The following is an 18,081-nucleotide window of genomic DNA, read 5'->3' as shown; positions in this document are numbered from 1 at the left end:
CACTTTTTAAGATGCTAATTTTCTAGGTTTAGATTATAATCGGGAAAATTTTATGTTTATAACAAGGGTTATAGAATGTTAATTGAAAAAATGCACAATTTATCAAATTCAAAGGCAGCTAAGTTTATTTTGGGTTTGATTACTTTATCTTTTTTAGTCGGCGGTATGTCTGGCTATCTTTTTAGTTCAAATGATACTTATGCTGCAAAAGTTAATGGCGAAGTGATTTCGCAACAAGATTTTTTAAATCGCTACAACCAAGAATTTGAGGCTCGTGCACAACGCGAAGGCGAAGCATTTATGGCTCAGTCAGATTCTCCTGAATTTGTTACCGCACTTCGTCAAAGCACCATCAATCGAATGATTGATCAAGAATTGCTTCGTCAATATGCGAAAGAATTAAAATTAGGCGTCAGTGATGAAATGATTAAACGAGCAATCGTGACAGATCCTAATTTTCAAGTTAATGGAAAATTTGATAACGGTGTTTATCAACCAGTATTACAACAAAATCGTTTAACTTCAGATGGTTATGCGGCTATTTTACGTGGTGCATTAACCCTTGAACAAATGCAAAGTGGTGTTGCTAACAGTGAATTTATCGTGCCTGCTCAAGCAAAAAATACCGCAGAAGTTTTCTTTCAAAAGCGTTCAGCTCGTTTAGCAACATTATCTCTTGCTGATGAAATTGCAAAGCAAGCGGTATCTGATGATGAAATTAAAGCTTATTACGAGGCTAATCAAAAATCTTTTGTTCAGCCAGAACAAGTGAAGGTTCAATATATTGATCTCTCGGGTAGCCAAATCGAAAAAGGTATCGACGTTAAAGATGTAGAAATTGCGCAATATTATCAAGATAATAAAGCTCAATTTATGACTCAGCGTTTAGCACATATTCAATTTGCAAATGAGCAAGATGCTAAGGCGGCTTACGATGAATTACAAAAAGGTGCAAATTTCACTGATGTAGCTAAAGCTAAATCTCTAGATAAAGTTTCTGGTGAGAATGGTGGTGATTTAGGTTGGGTAAATGCGAATGAATTACCAAAAGCCTTTGAAGATGCCGCAGCTGCATTACAGGTAGGGCAATATAGCCAACCAATCAATGTGGATGGTAATTACCATATTGTTTTAGTGCAAGAACGTAAAGCTCAAACTTTAGATGAAGTGAAAGCACAGGTTGCAGATTTAGTTCGTAAATCCTTATTAGAAAATCGTTATTATGCAATTGAAAAGCAAGTGCGTGATAAGGCTTTTGAAGATAGCAAATCGTTGAATACTGCGGCACAAGTTGCAGGTGTTAAAGTTCAAGAGAGCGGTTATTTTTCTCGTCAAAATGTACCTGCAGAATTAAATTTCCCTAATGTAGTTTCTGCGGTTTTTGAATCTGATATTGCCAATGGTGGTGCTAACTCAGAACCTTTGAACGTAGGCGATTATCACGCTATTGTTGTGCGTGTGTTAGATCACAAACCTGAAGGTGTGAGAACATTGGAAGATGCGAAAGCAGATATTGAAATGTTCTTAAAACGCCAGAAGGCTGAAAATGTTCTTAACGAGAAAGCACAACAAGCGGTGAAAGCATTAAGCGAAAATGCTGAATCGAAAGTGGATGGAATTAATTTCTCAAGTGAGCAAATTTTTACTTTAAGTGAAAATAAAGATCCAATTTTAACAAATGGCATATTCTCAATTGCTAAACCAGAATCAGGTAAAATGGTTTACCAAGTTGCTCATAATGAGAAAGGCGATGTGGTTATTATTGCTTTAAATAAAGTAGAAGACGGCGTGCTTAATGATAAAGAATTAAGCCAATTTAGTGCTCAATTATTACGTACAAGTCAGGCTGAAGTTCAAGCACAATTAATGCAAGGATTGCGTGAGAGAGCAAAAATTGAAGTAAATGATTCTTTCATCAATCAAGATGATGAAGCTCAGCAATAATTGATTAAATTGCAATCTCAGATAAATTTTGATAAAAAGTGCGGTAAATTCACCGCACTTTTTTATAGGGGGCAAACAATGGCAGAAGAAACAATTTTCAGCAAAATCATCCGTAAAGAAATTCCTGCAAATATCGTCTATCAAGATGAATTAGTCACAGCGTTTCGTGATATTTCACCACAAGCTAAAACACATATTTTGATCATTCCAAATAAAGTCATCCCCACAGTGAATGATGTAACAGAGCAAGATGAAGTAGCGCTAGGTCGATTATTTAGCGTGGCGGCTAAGCTCGCTAAAGAAGAAGGTATTGCGGAAGACGGTTATCGCCTAATTGTGAATTGTAATAAACATGGTGGACAAGAAGTATTCCATTTACATATGCATTTAGTCGGTGGTGAACCTTTAGGTAAAATGTTAGCGAAATAATGAAAAAATATTTTCTAATTTTGGCGAGCCTTGTGCTCGCTGCTTGTTCAAGTTCAGTAGAAAACTTAACTTATTCAACGAAGCCGATTTTGAATATCACATCTAATCTTTCACCTTTAATTCAAGTTGAAACGAGTCAAAAATCAGCGCTTATAAAAAATAAAAGTCAGCAACTTTTGAATATAAGTTACTACTTGTATTGGTACGATCATTTAGGAGTAACCCAAACGTGGGAAAATCAGCAAGAAAGCTATTCCTCTCAATTTTTGCTAAAACCACAAGAAGAGAAATGGATCGATTTAATTAAACCTACTGTAGAAAGTAAAAATTATCGCCTTTATTTAAAATAATTTATGAGCACGTTGTTAATTGATTTAAAAGGAAAAGAGTTGGAACAAGAGGAAGTAGAGTTACTTTCTCATCCTCTTGTTGCGGGATTGATTTTATTTACTCGAAATTTTGAAGACAGAGAACAAATTCAAGAATTAATTCGTTCTGTTCGTCAGCGAGTGAAAAAGCCTTTATTGATTACGGTGGATCAAGAAGGGGGACGAGTTCAACGTTTCCGTGATGGATTCACGATGTTGCCTTCAATGCAGGCTTTTCAAGAAACATTGTCAGCAACTGAACAAGTGAACTTCGCTAAAGAAGCAGGTTGGCAAATGGCTGCAGAAATGATTGCCTTGGATATTGACTTGAGTTTTGCGCCGGTGCTGGATTTGGGGCATGAATGTCGAGCGATTGGTGATCGCAGTTTTTCATCTGATGTAAAAAGTGCGGTAAATTTAGCAACCGCTTTTATTGATGGTATGCATCAAGTAGGTATGGCATCTACAGGTAAACATTTCCCTGGTCATGGCCATGTATTAGCTGATTCTCATTTAGAAACTCCTTATGATGATCGCGCAAAAGACGAAATTTTTAGTGGCGATCTCCAACCTTTCCAACAGTTGATTTCACAAAATAAACTCGATGCCATTATGCCTGCGCATGTCATTTATAGACAATGTGATAGTCAACCAGCAAGTGGTTCAGAATATTGGTTAAAAGAAATCTTACGAAAACAATTAAATTTCCAAGGTGTGATTTTTTCCGATGATCTCGGTATGAAAGGCGCTGGCGTAATGGGTGATTTTGTAGAGCGTAGTAAAAAAGCACTCAATGCAGGTTGTGATCTTTTATTACTGTGCAATGAACGTGAAGGTGTCATTCAAGTATTAGATAATCTAAAACTTACTGAAAATGAACCGCACTTTATGGCTCGTCAAGCTCGCTTACAAAATTTATTTAAACGTAGAGTGATCAAGTGGAATGATTTGATTTTAGATCAACGTTGGAAACTGAATCACCGAAATCTCGCAGATATTCAAAGCCGTTGGTTAGATATTCAGGCTGCAAGAACATGATTGATTGTCGATACTATCAGCAAAATGAATGTCGTTCTTGTCAATGGCTTGAAATACCTTATAGTCAGCAGTTAACCGAAAAACAACATCATTTAAAGCAGCAACTGATTTCTATTAATTGCAATGGGGCTCAATGGTTGGCTCCTTTTCAATCTAATGAACAAGGCTTTCGTAATAAAGCTAAGATGGTTGTTAGTGGCAGTGTTGAACGCCCGATACTTGGCATTTTAAAAAATCCTAATGATCTACAAAGTGCGATTGATTTGTGTGATTGCCCCCTTTATCCAACTCATTTTTCATTGATTTTTCCAGTTTTGAAGGATTTTATTGGCCGTGCTGGTTTAGTACCTTATAACATTGCTAAACAAAAAGGCGAGCTAAAATATATTCTGCTCACAGAAAGTATCGCGACGGGAAAATTAATGTTGCGTTTTGTATTACGCACAGAAAATAAATTGCTATTAATTCGTCGAGAATTACCCAAATTATTGGAAAAATTACCGCACTTAGAAGTGGTGAGCATTAATTTACAGCCACAGCACGCGGCCATTTTAGAAGGTGAACAAGAAATTTTTCTGACAGAACAACAATTTTTGCCTGAGAATTTCAATGATATTCCGCTCTTTATTCGCCCACAAGGTTTTTTTCAAACCAATCCTAAAGTGGCTGCGGGATTATATGCAACCGCTCAGCAATGGGTGAGTGAATTACCAATCTATAAAGTCTGGGATTTATTTTGTGGTGTGGGAGGCTTTGGTTTACATTGCGCTAAAGCTTTACAGGAAAAATGGGGAAAAAGTATTGAGTTGACTGGAATTGAAATTTCCTCATCCGCTATTTTGGCTGCGAGCCATTCCGCTAAAATATTGGGTTTAGAACATGTAAATTTCCAATCACTAGACGCGGCAAGTGTGATGAAAAATCAGAATGAGAATAAGCCAGATCTTGTGATTGTAAATCCACCACGTCGTGGAATTGGAAAGGAATTAAGTGAATTTCTTAACGAAATGCAATCGGACTTTATTTTATATTCTAGTTGTAATTCTGTAACAATGGGTAAGGATTTACAGTATCTCACTTTTTATAAACCGTTGAAAATTCAACTTTTTGATATGTTTCCGCAAACATCTCATTATGAAGTATTAGTTTTACTAGAAAGAAAAAAGATTAATTAAGGTGAGATAGAAAAAGCTAGGAAATTTGAAAGAAGGGTGGTGGAACTAAGCAGAATTGGTCTTAACAGCAAGTGGCTTACTGCACGCATCCCTGCGGGATTTCTACCTAGCCCACCATAGATTAGAAAATGCATCTTGGTGTTCTAGCTTTTGCGGCATAAAACTATGCAATAAGGTTATAAACCTTTAAAAGCCACTATATCAGGAGACCAATCCTGTCTTCCCACTATATTCGTAAGAAGTTGAATAATGATAGAATCCTTTATATTAATTGTCAATTAATGTTTTGAATATTATTTCTAATTAAACAAAAACCATCCAAATTGATTTTGAATGGTTTCATTATTGAATAATTTATGATGAAAAATTATCTTGCGCCATATACAACGATAGTTTTTCCATGAGCATGGATAAGATTCTGATCCTCTAACATCTTAATAATACGTCCTACAGTTTCTCGTGAACAACCAACCATTTGCCCTATTTCTTGACGTGTAATTTTTATTTGCATTCCATCAGGATGTGTCATTGCTTCAGGCTGTTTAGCTAAGTTCATTAGCGTTTGAGCAATGCGACCTGCTACGTCTAAGAATGCTAAATTACTCACTTGGCGTGAAGTATTTTGTAAACGTCTTGCCAATTGTGCGGTTAAAAACATTAAGATTTCTGGGTTAGCTTGAATTAATTGACGATATTTTTTATAGGAAATTTCAGCAATTTCACATGTTGTTTTTGTTTTAACCCATGCTGAACGTTTTGAACCTTCATCAAATAGCCCTGCTTCTCCAAAGAATTGCCCGGCTCCTAGATAAGTTAGGATCATTTCTTTTCCTTCATCATCTTTTGCAGAGACCATTACAGTACCTTTAATGACATAATAAAGTGTCGTTGCATCTTCACCTGCGTGAATTAAAGTCGATTTTGCAGGATATTTATGTAAATGGCAGTGAGTAAGAAACCAATCTAAAACTGGATCTCGTTGAGTTGTCTCTTCTTCTTGAGAGGAGGTTACAACTTCATCAATTTCGGTTAATTCATTTGACATTCGTGCTCCTTACATTCCTGTTTCAAAAATTCCGTTTTATTTTTGATGTCAATGGATTCATGCAATTCAGACCATACAATCACTGCAATTCCATTGCGAATTTGAGTCAGTAAAAGTTGTTTTTTTTGGTTGAGTGAAAGTTCTTCTATACCGTAATCGGTTCCTTCGCGTAAAATTACGCTTTCTACGATATTATCTAATGTTTCTGCTTCTAGTTCTTGCCAAGGAATAATCATATATTTACTCGGTAAAGTCAATTAGGCAAAAAGTGGCTCGATAAAACGCCATTGTTGTTCGAAAGACTGGCTTGCATTCAGACGGAAATTAGTACGAACATAGCGCATAAATTGTCCTTCACATAGTGTCACTAAATGCGAGGCAATTATACGTTCATCCACATTAAAGCCGCGTCCTTCACGTAATTTTCGCATCTGTAAAATATTGACAAACTGCATTTCAAGACGATTAAAAAATTGAGCGACTCGAACTTGCAATTGCGCATCTTCAAACATTAATGCATGACCCGTTAGAATTCGAGTTAACCCAGGATTTTTACGGGCAAAATCTAAGATCGTTTGTAAAATATCATGAATGCGATTCATTGTTTGGGTTTCGTTACGCATAGAAGCGGTAATACGGCTTAATAAGGTATTTTCAATGTGCTCGATCAAGGCTTCAAACATTTTTGTTTTGCTTGGAAAGTAACGATATAACGCAGCTTCTGATACCCCAACTTCTTTTGCTAGACGAGCCGTTGTCATACGCTCCATGCCACGTTCGGAATGAAGCATATGTATCAACACAGTAAGCACTTGTTGACGACGTTCTTTTACCGTTCTTTTTTCAATTTTTTGTGTTTCAATTTTAGGCGCAATTTCTTCCACGCCCGATAAAGATAATTGTTCTTCTACCATAAATTATTGTTTACCTGAATGACCGAAACCGCCTTCACCACGTTCGGTTTGTTGAAAATCTTCTACAATATTAAATTCGGCTTGTACTACTGGTACGAAAACAAGTTGAGCAATGCGATCGCCGACTTCAATTTTGAATGGCTCATTTCCACGGTTCCACATTGATACCATTAATGGCCCTTGATAATCGGAGTCAATTAATCCCACAAGGTTTCCTAGCACAATGCCGTGTTTATGACCAAGGCCCGAGCGAGGCAAAATCACTGCCGCTAAATTTGGATCCGCAATATAAATTGATAGCCCTGTCGGAATTAATTTAGTTTCACCTGGTTGAATTTCAAAGCTTTCATCGATCAAAGCACGTAAATCAAGACCTGCCGAACCTTCAGTTGCGTAAGTTGGCAGAGGAAATTCATTTCCAATGCGAGAATCTAAAATTTTTACGTCAATTTTTTTCATGTAATACTCCGTTTGAAATTCATTTTTAGGTAAAAGTGCGGTTGGAATTATAAGGTTTTTTGATAGCGTTCAATGATTTCATTGACTAAATCAGCTGCAAGTTCCACTTTTGATTTTAGCGATAATTTTTTATGACCATTTTTCCAGAAAAGCTGCAAGGCATTTTCATCAGCGTTAAAAACTTGTCCGCCAGATACATCGTTGGCACAAATCATATCAAGATTTTTGCGTTCAAGTTTATCTTTTGCGTAATCATCAACATTTTGGGTTTCAGCTGCAAATCCAACAGTAAAAGGGCGATGTGTTTTTAAATGTCCTACATCTGAGATAATATCGGGATTTTTAATTAACTTGATAGATATTTCATCGCCAGATTTTTTAATTTTTTGGTCAGCAACTTTGGCTACTCTGTAATCAGCAACAGCCGCACAGCCAATAAAAATTTGATTCTTCGCCGCACTTTCAAGAGAGGCTTTCCACATATCTTGTGCTGAGATGACATTGATTCGATTTACATTTTTTGGTGTTGTTAAATTCACTGGCCCTGAAATTAGCGTGACGTTCGCCCCACGTTCGGCAAATGCTTCAGCAATCGCAAATCCCATTTTCCCTGAACTATGGTTAGAAATATAACGAACGGGATCGATTGCCTCACGCGTTGGGCCTGCTGTAATAGCGACATTTAATCCTTGTAGATCTTGTTTTTGAGAGAAAAAGTCAGAAAGTGCGGTAAAAATTTCCTCTGGTTCTGACATACGTCCTTTCCCCATATCGCCGCAAGCCTGAAAACCACTATTCGGGCCAATAAGCTCAATTCCACGCGTTTGAAGAGCCGTTAAATTTTGTTGAGTAATGGATTGGCGATACATCTGCTGATTCATTGCTGGGGCAAGAAAAATTGGCGCATCAGTCGCAAGACAAATTGTTGAAAGTAAATCATTCGCCATGCCTACAGTAAGACGGGCAATAAAGTCTGCACTAGCTGGCGCAATAATAATGGCATCGGCCCATTTGGCAAGCTCAATATGCCCCATTGCCAGCTCTGCTTGTGGATCAAGTAAAGATTGTGCGACAGCATTGCCAGAAATGGCTTGAAGCGTTAAAGGCGTAACAAATTCTGCCGCAGCAGGGGTTAATACTACACGTATTTCCGCTTCTGCTTTACGTAATAAACGAATCAACTCTATTGTTTTATAGGCTGCAATACCGCCAGTTATGCCAACTACAATATGTTTTCCGTTTAATTTCATGTTTCAACCTTTGTTAGTACTTAGCCACAATTCCGTTATTTTACTTTAATTTTATTGAATGCCCAATGCTATTTTTGCGATACATATCGCAGACTTTACATAAGTTACTCGTAAAACAAGAAAAGAGCGGTCAAAATTTTTTCTATTTTGCGTTTAATATTTTATGGAAAACAATGATGATTTAATGCCACGGGAAAAATTGCTTAAATTTGGTGTAGAAACGCTCGCTGATTATGAATTGCTGGCGATCTTTTTACGAACTGGCATAAAAGGCTGCCCAGTCATTCAGCTTTCTAAAAATGTCTTATCACATTTTGGTTCCTTGCATACGTTACTTTCTGCAGATGAAAAAGCCTTCTGCTCAGTGAAAGGCTTAGGCATTACGCAATTTATTCAGCTGCAAGCGATTACGGAAATGACCAAGCGTTATTTAAAGCAAGAGATGTTAAGTACACCGATTATTAATGATCCTGAAACGGTAAAACTTTTTTTACTCACTGAATTGCAACATGAGGAAAGAGAAGTGTTTATGGTTTTATTTTTGGATAATCAACATCGTCTGATTAAAAAAGAGCGGTTATTTTTAGGTACAATTAATGTGTCAGCGGTTTATCCTCGGGAAATAATTAAAGAGGCACTTTATTGTAATGCAGCTGCTTTAATTTTGGCGCATAATCATCCCTCGGGCATAACGGAGCCGAGTTATTCGGATCAGCTTATTACTAAAAAAATTCAGGAGTCTGCAGAACTAATGGAAATCAGAGTGCTTGATCACCTAATTGTCGGAAAAACAGATTGCTATTCTTTTGCAGAGAACTTTTTATTATAAATTTTTATAATGTTGACCATTTTTTTACCGATTACATCCAGGAAAATCGCATTTACACTTGAGAAATGAAAACAAAGTCAGTATAATTTGCGACCTTTAATATAGTAAGCGGGTCGGATTAGCGCGACCTGACGAGGTAGCAAGCTGGTTTTAACTGGCTTTAAACAATCCGAACCGTAAGCTCGAGCTTATATTTAATTATTGGAGATTATTATGTCTAGAGTTTGTCAAGTAACAGGCAAGCGTCCAGCTGTGGGTAATAACCGCTCACACGCGATGAATGCGACACGTCGTCGTTTTCTTCCAAACCTTCATACTCATCGTTTCTGGGTTGAAAGTGAAAACCGTTTCGTAACCTTACGTTTAACTGCGAAAGGTATGCGTATTATTGATAAAAAAGGCATTGATGCAGTATTAGCTGAAATCCGTGCTCGTGGCGAAAAAATCTAAGGAGCTAAAAAATGGCAGCTAAAGGCGCTCGTGAGAAAATCCGTTTAGTTTCTACTGCAGAGACCGGTCACTTCTACACAACTGATAAAAATAAACGTAATATGCCTGAAAAAATGGAAATCAAAAAATTTGATCCAGTAGTGCGTAAACACGTTATTTATAAAGAAGCAAAAATCAAATAATTTTGCTTATTTAGAAAAAGCCCGACATTGTTCGGGTTTTTTTCTATCCAAGATTTATTAAGGAACAAATCATGCCTGAACTTCCTGAAGTCGAAACTGCACTACGCGGTATTAGCCCTTATCTTAAGAATTTTACGATTGAGAAAGTTGTCGTGCGTCAGCCTAAATTGCGCTGGGCCGTATCAGAGGAATTGATAACGCTAAAAAATGTAAAAATTGTCGATCTCACTCGTCGAGCAAAATATTTGATTATTCACACGGAAAAAGGTTATATCATCGGGCATCTCGGCATGTCAGGTTCGGTGCGAATTGTGCCACAGGATAGCGTAATAGATAAACATGATCATATTGATATTGTGATGAATAATGGCAAATTATTACGTTATAACGATCCCCGTCGTTTCGGTGCATGGTTGTGGTCGGAGAATTTAGATGACTTTCATCTTTTCTTAAAGCTAGGGCCTGAACCGCTTTCTGATGAATTTAATGCAAAATATTTATTCAAAAAATCTCGTCAAAAATCGACCGCACTTAAAACTTTCTTGATGGATAATGCAGTGGTGGTGGGTGTTGGTAATATTTATGCGAATGAAAGTTTGTTTATTTGTGGTATTCATCCACTTAAACTCGCTAAAAATCTGACCCGCAATCAATGTATTTCCCTAGTAAATACGATTAAAGATGTTTTGAGAAAAGCTATTATTCAAGGTGGAACGACACTTAAAGATTTCTTACAGCCAGATGGGCGCCCAGGATATTTTGCACAAGAATTATTGGTATATGGCAATAAAGACAAACCTTGTCCTAAGTGCGGTACAAAAATTGAAAGTTTAGTGATAGGCCAGCGTAATAGTTTCTTTTGCCCGAAATGTCAGAAAATGGGTTAGGGTGAGTTGGTTTTCGATGGAAAAGAGAGATGAAAATAGCGGTCAGAAACGACCGCAATTTTTAATTTACTGGAAATTCTTCAATTATAACAGGAAGTTGTAAAATTTTGCCTAATCGTAGAATGGTGACTAGAACTTTTGAATTAGGTTTTGTATTTGCGATAATTTGCATCATTTCTCGGGCTGAAATGCCTTCTTGATTATTTAATTTCAAAATGACATCACCTAATTGAATTCCTGCTTTTGCTGCCGGGCTATTAGGACTTACACCAGTGATGACAATGCCTTCTTCACTACTTGAACTGATGTCACTTTGCACGCCAAAATAACCTCGGATAACACGTCCATCTCGTATAATTTTTTGTAAAACATCATTTGCAATATCCATTGGAATCGCAAAATTTAGTCCTTCTGCTATTTCATTAGCGGTTTTCCCAATACTAAGGGTGCTGATTCCAACTAATTCCCCTGCAGAATTAATTAACGCACCGCCTGAGTTGCCGCGGTTAATTGAAGCATCGGTTTGGATGAAGTTTTGTCTGCCAACAGAATCACCTACAGCATTACGCCCCACCGCGCTAATAATACCTTGGGATACGCTTTGTCCTAAGTTGTAGGGATTACCGATTGCTAATACCACATCACCAACGTGAGCTTGGCGATCTGAATTTTGTGGAATGGTTGAAAGATTATTTGCACGAATTTTGAGAACAGCGAGATCGGTGAGATTATCTGAACCAACAAGGCTTGCCTCAAAAATATTTCCATTTTGTAACGCTACTACAATTTGATCCGCATTTTGGATAACGTGTTTATTCGTCAGAATATAGCCATCTTTACTCATAATCACGCCAGAACCTAAGTTATTCACTTGTAGCTGATCATTATCATTAATGCTGGCGGAAGAAAAAGATCGGTTATAAACATTCACTACTGCTGGAGAGGCAATACGCACCGCATTTTTGAACGATACAATATCGTCTGAAGTGAAAATATTGCTGTTATTCAGTCTTGGAACCGCAAACAAAATCACGCCCGCAGCAGCCAAGCCCCAAAGTGCGGAATGGAAAAGTTTTTTAAGCATTTAGATTCCTTTCGGTGTGTAAGTTAATTTTATATCGTCACCGATTTGTTCTAATTCATTGAGTTGCCATAATGGTGCATCAGCAAGTTTAGTTAAATTCGGTAATTGGCATAGACCACGAGCATTGTCGCCAAGTAATTTGGGCGCAACGTAAATAATCAATTCATCTACTAATTTCGCATCAATTAAACTACCCGCTAAATTTGCTCCAGCTTCTACCCAAAGGGTATTTATTTGGCGTCTTCCCAGTTCTCGCATTAATTCTTTTAGTAAATTTTCTTTTGGAAGAATAATTTGTTCGCAGAAATCAGGAAAGCCTGCTAAATCTCGCGATTCATTAGAAACTAACCAAACGGGAGAATGCGTTAAAAAAAGTTTATGAGTCGGCTGAATGCGATGTTGTGAATCTAAAATGACTCGTACAGGCTGGCGAAGATCTTCTTTTTTATATTTTGTTTTAAGATTTTCAGGAAATTCGTCCCAGCGTACATTAAGGCTTGGATCATCTGCAATTACTGTCGCAGAAGTAGATAAAAGTGCGGATGATTTTGCACGCATTTTTTGTACGTCAGAACGAGCATCAGGGCCCGTAATCCATTTACTTTCTCCACTTGCTATTGCTGTTCGTCCATCTAAACTCATTGCAAGTTTGAGTTGAACAAAAGGCATACCTTGACGCATTCGTTTTAAAAAGCCTTTATTTATTTTTTCCGCTTGATCGTTTAATAAATTCACCGCACTTTCGATGCCTGCATCAGATAACATTTTCAAACCTTTCCCTGCGACTTGAGGATTCGGATCTTGCATAGCTGCAATGACTTTCACTACGCCAGCCTCGATTAATCCTAATGCACAAGGCGGTGTGCGACCATAATGAGAGCAGGGCTCTAAGGTGACGTAAGCGGTTGCTCCTTTGGCATTTTCGCCAGCTTGGGCTAAGGCAACGCGTTCAGCATGAGGTTGCCCCGCTTTAAAATGAAAGCCTTCCCCCACAATTTCACCATTTTTTACCAATACGCATCCTACCGATGGGTTCGGTGTAGTGGTATATTGACCTTTGGCGGCTAAATCCAAGGCGCGTTGCATAAATTTGCGATCTTGTGCAGAAAATTCGCTCATGGTTAATCCTTTAAGCTCTCAATTTCTTTGGTGAATTGATTAATATTATCGAAACTCAAATAGACCGATGCAAAACGAATATAAGCCACTTTATCGAGTTTTTTTAACTCATTCATCGCGAGTTTTCCAACCAGTTTACTTGGTACTTCACGTTCACCCGTCGCGCGTAATTGAAAAATTATATGGTTAATTGCTTGTTCAACATCATCCGCACTTACAGGGCGTTTTTCTAAGGCGTGCTGAATACCACTGCGTAATTTATCTTCATTGAACGGTTCTCGAGTGCCGTCAGTTTTAATAATTTTTGGTACGATTAATTCGGCTGTTTCAAAGGTAGTAAAACGCTCATGACAATTACCGCACTCACGACGGCGGCGAACTTGATAGCCATCCGATACCAAACGGCTATCAATTACCTTGGTTTCTTCTGTAAAACAAAATGGACAGCGCATAGACAATTCTCCGTAAAAAGGGCGGTTATCTTAGCAAAAAATCGGTTCTTTGACGATTAGCTTTATGCTTTTCTTGTCTTCTTTTATACGAATAATAAGCCAAACCAATCTTTTGTTTGTTTTAATAATTTTTCAATATTTTCAGTTTGTTCAAATCTTGAGGTCTGCGCCAATATGCGTGACCAATATGGATCTGCTTGAGCGCCGTAGCTGTCTTCGCCCAGTTCCTGAAGTTTTGTAGAAATGTTGTCAAAATCTACCGCACTTTCATCGTCCACAATAAAATGATTAATATTTCTTATCGTTGGCACCAATTGAATTTCTATTTGGCTTTGTAAATAATCTTTTACGTAAATTTTTAATTGAGCGAGAGCGGCTTCACGCTCAATAGGCGGTAATTCGATAACTTGATCTTGCGTAATTAATTTTGGTGGTATTGCATTTTCTTGTGTGACACATTGAATCAAATAATAAATCCAAGGACGGATACAATAGCGATCTTTGTATTTCGCAAAATGCCACTGAATTACCTGTGAATCATCGCCAAATAAAGGCTCCATATAACCAAATAGACGAATTTCTTGATTTTCATTTTGCCAATCTACGGAGAGATTGAAATCGACGGAAGCATGTTTGGCTTCGCCAAGATCTGCTATTTTCTTTTTAAATTCAAGAACATTGTCTCGAATATTTTCAGCATAAACTTTTCCAAATTCGGCTCGAGGTAACACGCCTTTAACTTCTGCTTGTCTAAAATAATCAGCAAAATTTTGTTCATCAAGGTAGATTAAGTCATTATTGAGCGCGTAATTATCTAATCCGCTTAAGGTAAAGTTTTCACTGTCGGCAATACGATCATCTTCATCACGGAAATAGACACCGAGTTGTTTTTCAAAGAAAAATTTCACTGGATTTTCCACAAAGCTGACTAAACGATCCAGTTCAATTTCTTCGATTTTTTCTGGGTTTTCTGTCATAGTGACGGCAAATTCTGAATTGTTAGAACTCGCGTTAAATTGTGCTATTGGCAACCATTTTGTCGCAAAAGAGCGGGTAAATTTCTCGTTATATTTGAAATTATCTGGGCTAAATGCGGTCATTGGATGCTCAATCACCGTAAGGGGATTTTCGCTTTGCTCTTGATTAATATAATCCACGAGTTGGCTTACCAATACAGAAGGTTCTTTCGGTTGATTATCTGTTATGGAACGGCCAACATAGCTGATATAGCAATAATCACGTGCTACCAATAAGGCTTCTAAGAACAAATAGCGATCATCATCACGGCGGACACGGTCGCCTTTTTGATGGTGATATTGCATTAAATCAAAACTGTTTGGTGTTTGTGTTCTAGGGTAATCCGCGTCATTCATTCCAAGTAAACAAACTACTTTGAATGGTACGGAGCGCATTGGTAATAAGGTGCAGAAGTTTACTTTTCCTGCAAGGAATTTGAGGCTATTTGGTGCATCTTCCAATTTCATTGTGATGACATCGGCAATCACGTCTGCTTGTAATTCTTCAGTAAAATGGAGCGTTTTTAGATGCTCAGCTAATTTATTAATTTTCTCTTGAATATAGAAAATCGTGTCGCTTGTGTCTTCATTTTGCACGAAGAAATCTGATAAAAGTGCGGTTAAAATTTCTTGCCATTTTTCGATGGAATGTGCTTGTTGCAGCGTTTCATGCAGCGCGGAAAGTGCGGTGAAAAAGTGAGATAAATTTCCAGCAAGTTCACCCTTTAAGCCATAGCTGCTGTTTAACCCTAGACTATCTTGCCAAATGCCGTGTTCTTCACGCATCGCATAGCCTAACATCATTCGTTCTAAACCAGCCTGCCAAGAATTGAAATTGATGCCATCTTGATTTTTTTGCAAACCGAAACGAATCCCTGAATCCGCCACCCATTCTCGCACTAATGGCAAATCAGAAAGGGAAATATTAAATCGTTCTCGCATCGCAGGAATATCCAACAACGCTAAGACATCCTCTGCACTAAAATTGCTTTCTTTTAAGCGTAATAAAGTTAAGTAACTTGATACCAACACATCGCTTTCTGAAAGTTTATTATCTGAAAGTGAAAATGGAATTTGTGGGGCATTTCCATTTTTTTGCCCGAAAACGGCCTGAATATAAGGCGTGTATTGATTTATATCTGCCACCATAACAACCACATCTTTTGGTGTAAGGTTAGGATCTTGATTGAATAAATCGAGTAAATAATCGTGCAATACTTCTACTTCCCGCATAGCACTGTGGCAAGAATGTAGGGTTAAAGTGCGGTCATTTTTTGCGATATTTAACGGTTTATTTTCTAAATGCAGAATTTGAGACTGCAATTGTCCAAGTAAACTATTCGATTTAATTTCTTGATAAGCATTGACGGGATAAGTTGGAATATGTTCTTCATCTCGCACCAAGGTGTAAAGGAAATCTCGCCCCATTTTTCCCCAAGCCGCAAGTAATGGATTGCCTACTTGCAGATTTTCTTTTTGATAAGTGACGTCAAACTGAGCGTTTTCTAGTTGAGAAAGTTGATCCTCAGAAAAGAGCGGTTGATTTTCATCTTGTTTATTGAATTGATAACGCTGACGAGAACGCAAATAATCGAGGCGTAAATCGCTAATATCTCCCCAATACTCTTGGCATGGATTATTAAAAAATAAATGAATATCCACTTCAGAGGACATGGCTTGCAAAATATTAAGATAAGCCGTTGGAAGCGCAGGAATACCAAAAATAAATATGCGTGAAGGTAATTTTTTCGGTGCTTTTTTATCGGCAAGCAAGGCTAAGAACTGATTATGTAAAGCCGCTCGATGTGTGGCATCACCAACATCTGATTTAACATCAATGACCAATGCACGCCATAACTCACCTTGCCATTTTGTATTGCCTTGAATTTGCTGAAATAAAGTTGCGTTTAGGTTAGGCTGTTGTTTTTGTATTTGAGCGGTGATTTGTTCATCTTCGCCTTTTTCCCAAGCAAAAATCCATTCAGGTCGATAAACTAAATATTGGTCAAATAAATCAGCAATTTTGCTGCTGAGTTGATAAAGTTTGTATTGTTCAGAATGAGGCGATGATGCTAAATAATTGCGTAAAGGTGAAAAACTTTCTTTCTCGAGAAAAGTCGGGATTAATCGTATTAAACGCCATGTCATTGAATCTTTATCAAAAGGGTTTTCCAATGCCGTTGCAGGTAAGTTCTGAGCATAAAGTTGCCAAATAAAACTTGCTGGCATAGGAAATTTGAGGTTCGCTGAAATGCCCGTTTCTTTCGCTAATTCAATTTGCAGCCATTGCGCCATACCTGGGCTTTGTACCAAGATAATATCTTGTTGAAAAGGCTCTTCAGGCGGTAACGATTTGAATAAGGACGAAAGAATTTCTTTTTGTTTTTCGAGTTGATTAGAGTAGTAAACAATGAACACAATGGCGACCTTTTGAGGATTTGATTTAGAAAAAGACAAGCCCCATTTTACTTAGTTTTTATCGAAATTTCATCCATCGGATAACGCACAATGACGCGTTCGTTTTCACATTGAACACGAAAAGTTAAGCCATTTTGTTGTATCAATTGTTCACAAGCTAATCCTAAAAATTGGCGTTGAGCTTGATTCTCCGCAATCTGTATCGCCTGAAAATCTTGATAAGTTTTCACCGCACTTTTTCTTTGGCTTGCCGTCCATTGATTGAACGCAATAAATAAAATGCTAAATAAAGCCAAAGAAAATAATAGTGTAGTGAGCGACATGCCTTTATTCATCTGGAACATTAAAATCACTCCAACTTTTTTCTGCCAGCTGCCATTGACTATATTGTTGCACTAAGGTTGTTACGACAGATTTGCCATAGGCCAACGTCACCCCATCTAAAGTTAGATTTCCGTTGGTGAGTACTGCGCCACTAATCCTTCCTTTGCCCGTTAGTTTTAAATCTCCCTCCGCAATTAATACGGTAGACACGGTACCATTAATTTCAATTTCTGCTTGAGAATCTGAAAACCAATAAAGTTTAGGTGTTTTATTCGCGTTTAAAATTCTGGGAGGGGAAGAAAAGCGCGGTCGAAAATCAGTGAGTTTTTCTGTGTGAATAAAATCTTTCAATGCACCTTGATTATCGCCTTTTGTGGGCGATTTTTTAAATAGGCTCATTCTTTCACACCAAAGAAAATATTGAATGGCATCGCTGTCACCCTTAAGCGTGATGCTGATTTGCTTTACACTTTCATTATTATTTAAGGGTAAATCAAGGCAGACAGTTTGTTTTTTCTCCTCTGTCATTTTTTGCAGTTGTAATGTTCTTTCCACATAGTGTTTGCGTTGATTTTGTTGTGCACGAAAAAAACTTAAATGACTGTCATCCAACAATAAGATTACGGTTAATAAACCTGAAATAAAAATCAGAATAGTCAGCGTAATAATGCCTTTTTGTATTGTCATTATTTTTGATT

The 18,081-nt window shown here is 37.5% G+C and carries 20 protein-coding genes; 9 read left to right on the top strand and 11 right to left on the bottom strand.

The window, feature by feature from the left end:
* Positions 1–75 precede the first annotated feature (75 nt).
* The 5 genes from ppiD (at position 76) to rlmC (ending at position 4,954) form a co-directional block, all read left to right on the top strand.
* Positions 76–1,944, top strand: coding sequence for a peptidylprolyl isomerase (gene ppiD / locus DV427_RS00960; protein ID WP_114890991.1), 1,869 nt, complete (start codon positions 76–78; stop codon positions 1,942–1,944).
* 78 nt (positions 1,945–2,022) lie between these two features.
* Positions 2,023–2,373 carry a purine nucleoside phosphoramidase gene (gene hinT / locus DV427_RS00955; RefSeq protein ID WP_114890990.1) on the top strand — a complete coding sequence of 117 codons (351 nt, stop codon included), beginning with the start codon at positions 2,023–2,025 and terminating at the stop codon, positions 2,371–2,373.
* The gene (locus tag DV427_RS00950; protein ID WP_114890989.1) at positions 2,373–2,723 is read left to right on the top strand and encodes a YcfL family putative periplasmic lipoprotein; all 351 of its coding nucleotides are present in this window, start codon (positions 2,373–2,375) and stop codon (positions 2,721–2,723) included. The genes hinT and DV427_RS00950 overlap by 1 nt, the downstream gene beginning before the upstream one ends.
* 3 nt (positions 2,724–2,726) lie before the next feature.
* Positions 2,727–3,779, top strand: a complete 1,053-nt coding sequence (nagZ, locus tag DV427_RS00945) for a beta-N-acetylhexosaminidase (RefSeq protein ID WP_114890988.1) — start codon at positions 2,727–2,729, stop codon at positions 3,777–3,779.
* Positions 3,776–4,954 (top strand): 23S rRNA (uracil(747)-C(5))-methyltransferase RlmC, encoded by a 1,179-nt coding sequence (gene rlmC, locus DV427_RS00940; RefSeq protein WP_114890987.1) that lies wholly within the window; start codon positions 3,776–3,778, stop codon positions 4,952–4,954. Before nagZ ends, rlmC begins: the two co-directional genes overlap by 4 nt.
* Positions 4,955–5,321: 367 nt before the next feature.
* Here rlmC and crp read toward each other — a convergent pair whose 3' ends face one another.
* Genes crp through coaBC form a run of 5 tightly spaced genes read right to left on the bottom strand, consistent with a single transcriptional unit; the run spans position 5,322 to position 8,622 of the window.
* Positions 5,322–5,999: a cAMP-activated global transcriptional regulator CRP gene (crp, locus tag DV427_RS00935; protein ID WP_114890986.1), complete on the bottom strand. Its 678-nt coding sequence runs from the start codon at positions 5,997–5,999 to the stop codon at positions 5,322–5,324.
* Positions 5,984–6,235: a YheU family protein gene (locus DV427_RS00930; RefSeq protein WP_005631427.1), complete on the bottom strand. Its 252-nt coding sequence runs from the start codon at positions 6,233–6,235 to the stop codon at positions 5,984–5,986. The genes crp and DV427_RS00930 overlap by 16 nt, the downstream gene beginning before the upstream one ends.
* Positions 6,236–6,256: 21 nt before the next feature.
* Entirely contained in the window at positions 6,257–6,913 is a 657-nt protein-coding gene (slmA, locus tag DV427_RS00925) for a nucleoid occlusion factor SlmA (RefSeq protein ID WP_046938838.1), read from the bottom strand.
* A gap of 3 nt (positions 6,914–6,916) precedes the next feature.
* Entirely contained in the window at positions 6,917–7,372 is a 456-nt protein-coding gene (gene dut / locus DV427_RS00920) for a dUTP diphosphatase (protein ID WP_005631431.1), read from the bottom strand.
* A gap of 47 nt (positions 7,373–7,419) precedes the next feature.
* On the bottom strand, positions 7,420–8,622 hold the full coding sequence (coaBC, locus tag DV427_RS00915) for a bifunctional phosphopantothenoylcysteine decarboxylase/phosphopantothenate--cysteine ligase CoaBC (RefSeq protein ID WP_114890985.1): 1,203 nt from the start codon (positions 8,620–8,622) through the stop codon (positions 7,420–7,422).
* Positions 8,623–8,785: 163 nt separating this feature from the next.
* Here coaBC and radC point away from each other — a divergent pair, with 163 nt between their 5' ends.
* The 4 genes from radC (at position 8,786) to mutM (ending at position 10,970) form a co-directional block, all read left to right on the top strand.
* Positions 8,786–9,451, top strand: a complete 666-nt coding sequence (gene radC / locus DV427_RS00910; protein ID WP_048954240.1) for a RadC family protein — start codon at positions 8,786–8,788, stop codon at positions 9,449–9,451.
* A gap of 213 nt (positions 9,452–9,664) precedes the next feature.
* Positions 9,665–9,901, top strand: coding sequence for a 50S ribosomal protein L28 (rpmB, locus tag DV427_RS00905; protein ID WP_005542826.1), 237 nt, complete (start codon positions 9,665–9,667; stop codon positions 9,899–9,901).
* Between the two features lie 11 nt (positions 9,902–9,912).
* Positions 9,913–10,083, top strand: coding sequence for a 50S ribosomal protein L33 (gene rpmG / locus DV427_RS00900; RefSeq protein ID WP_005613503.1), 171 nt, complete (start codon positions 9,913–9,915; stop codon positions 10,081–10,083).
* Positions 10,084–10,154: 71 nt separating this feature from the next.
* Positions 10,155–10,970: a DNA-formamidopyrimidine glycosylase gene (gene mutM / locus DV427_RS00895; RefSeq protein WP_114890984.1), complete on the top strand. Its 816-nt coding sequence runs from the start codon at positions 10,155–10,157 to the stop codon at positions 10,968–10,970.
* Positions 10,971–11,031: 61 nt separating this feature from the next.
* Here the strand turns inward: mutM and degS are convergent, their stop codons facing one another.
* From degS to DV427_RS00865, 6 genes are all read right to left on the bottom strand, one after another.
* Positions 11,032–12,054, bottom strand: coding sequence for an outer membrane-stress sensor serine endopeptidase DegS (gene degS / locus DV427_RS00890; protein WP_114890983.1), 1,023 nt, complete (start codon positions 12,052–12,054; stop codon positions 11,032–11,034).
* The gene (gene ribD / locus DV427_RS00885) at positions 12,055–13,173 is read right to left on the bottom strand and encodes a bifunctional diaminohydroxyphosphoribosylaminopyrimidine deaminase/5-amino-6-(5-phosphoribosylamino)uracil reductase RibD (RefSeq protein WP_114890982.1); all 1,119 of its coding nucleotides are present in this window, start codon (positions 13,171–13,173) and stop codon (positions 12,055–12,057) included.
* Between the two features lie 2 nt (positions 13,174–13,175).
* Positions 13,176–13,625, bottom strand: a complete 450-nt coding sequence (nrdR, locus tag DV427_RS00880) for a transcriptional regulator NrdR (RefSeq protein ID WP_065246121.1) — start codon at positions 13,623–13,625, stop codon at positions 13,176–13,178.
* A gap of 83 nt (positions 13,626–13,708) precedes the next feature.
* Positions 13,709–17,059 carry an exodeoxyribonuclease V subunit gamma gene (recC, locus tag DV427_RS00875; RefSeq protein ID WP_114890981.1) on the bottom strand — a complete coding sequence of 1,117 codons (3,351 nt, stop codon included), beginning with the start codon at positions 17,057–17,059 and terminating at the stop codon, positions 13,709–13,711.
* A gap of 47 nt (positions 17,060–17,106) precedes the next feature.
* Entirely contained in the window at positions 17,107–17,394 is a 288-nt protein-coding gene (locus DV427_RS00870; protein WP_162790307.1) for a DUF5374 domain-containing protein, read from the bottom strand.
* Positions 17,387–18,070: a DUF2572 family protein gene (locus DV427_RS00865; protein WP_114890979.1), complete on the bottom strand. Its 684-nt coding sequence runs from the start codon at positions 18,068–18,070 to the stop codon at positions 17,387–17,389. The genes DV427_RS00870 and DV427_RS00865 overlap by 8 nt, the downstream gene beginning before the upstream one ends.
* Positions 18,071–18,081: the final 11 nt, after the last annotated feature.

Source organism: Haemophilus haemolyticus (assembly GCF_003351405.1).
In the GTDB taxonomy this organism is placed as follows: domain Bacteria; phylum Pseudomonadota; class Gammaproteobacteria; order Enterobacterales; family Pasteurellaceae; genus Haemophilus; species Haemophilus haemolyticus_N.
This window is presented reverse-complemented; position numbering and strand designations above follow the sequence as displayed.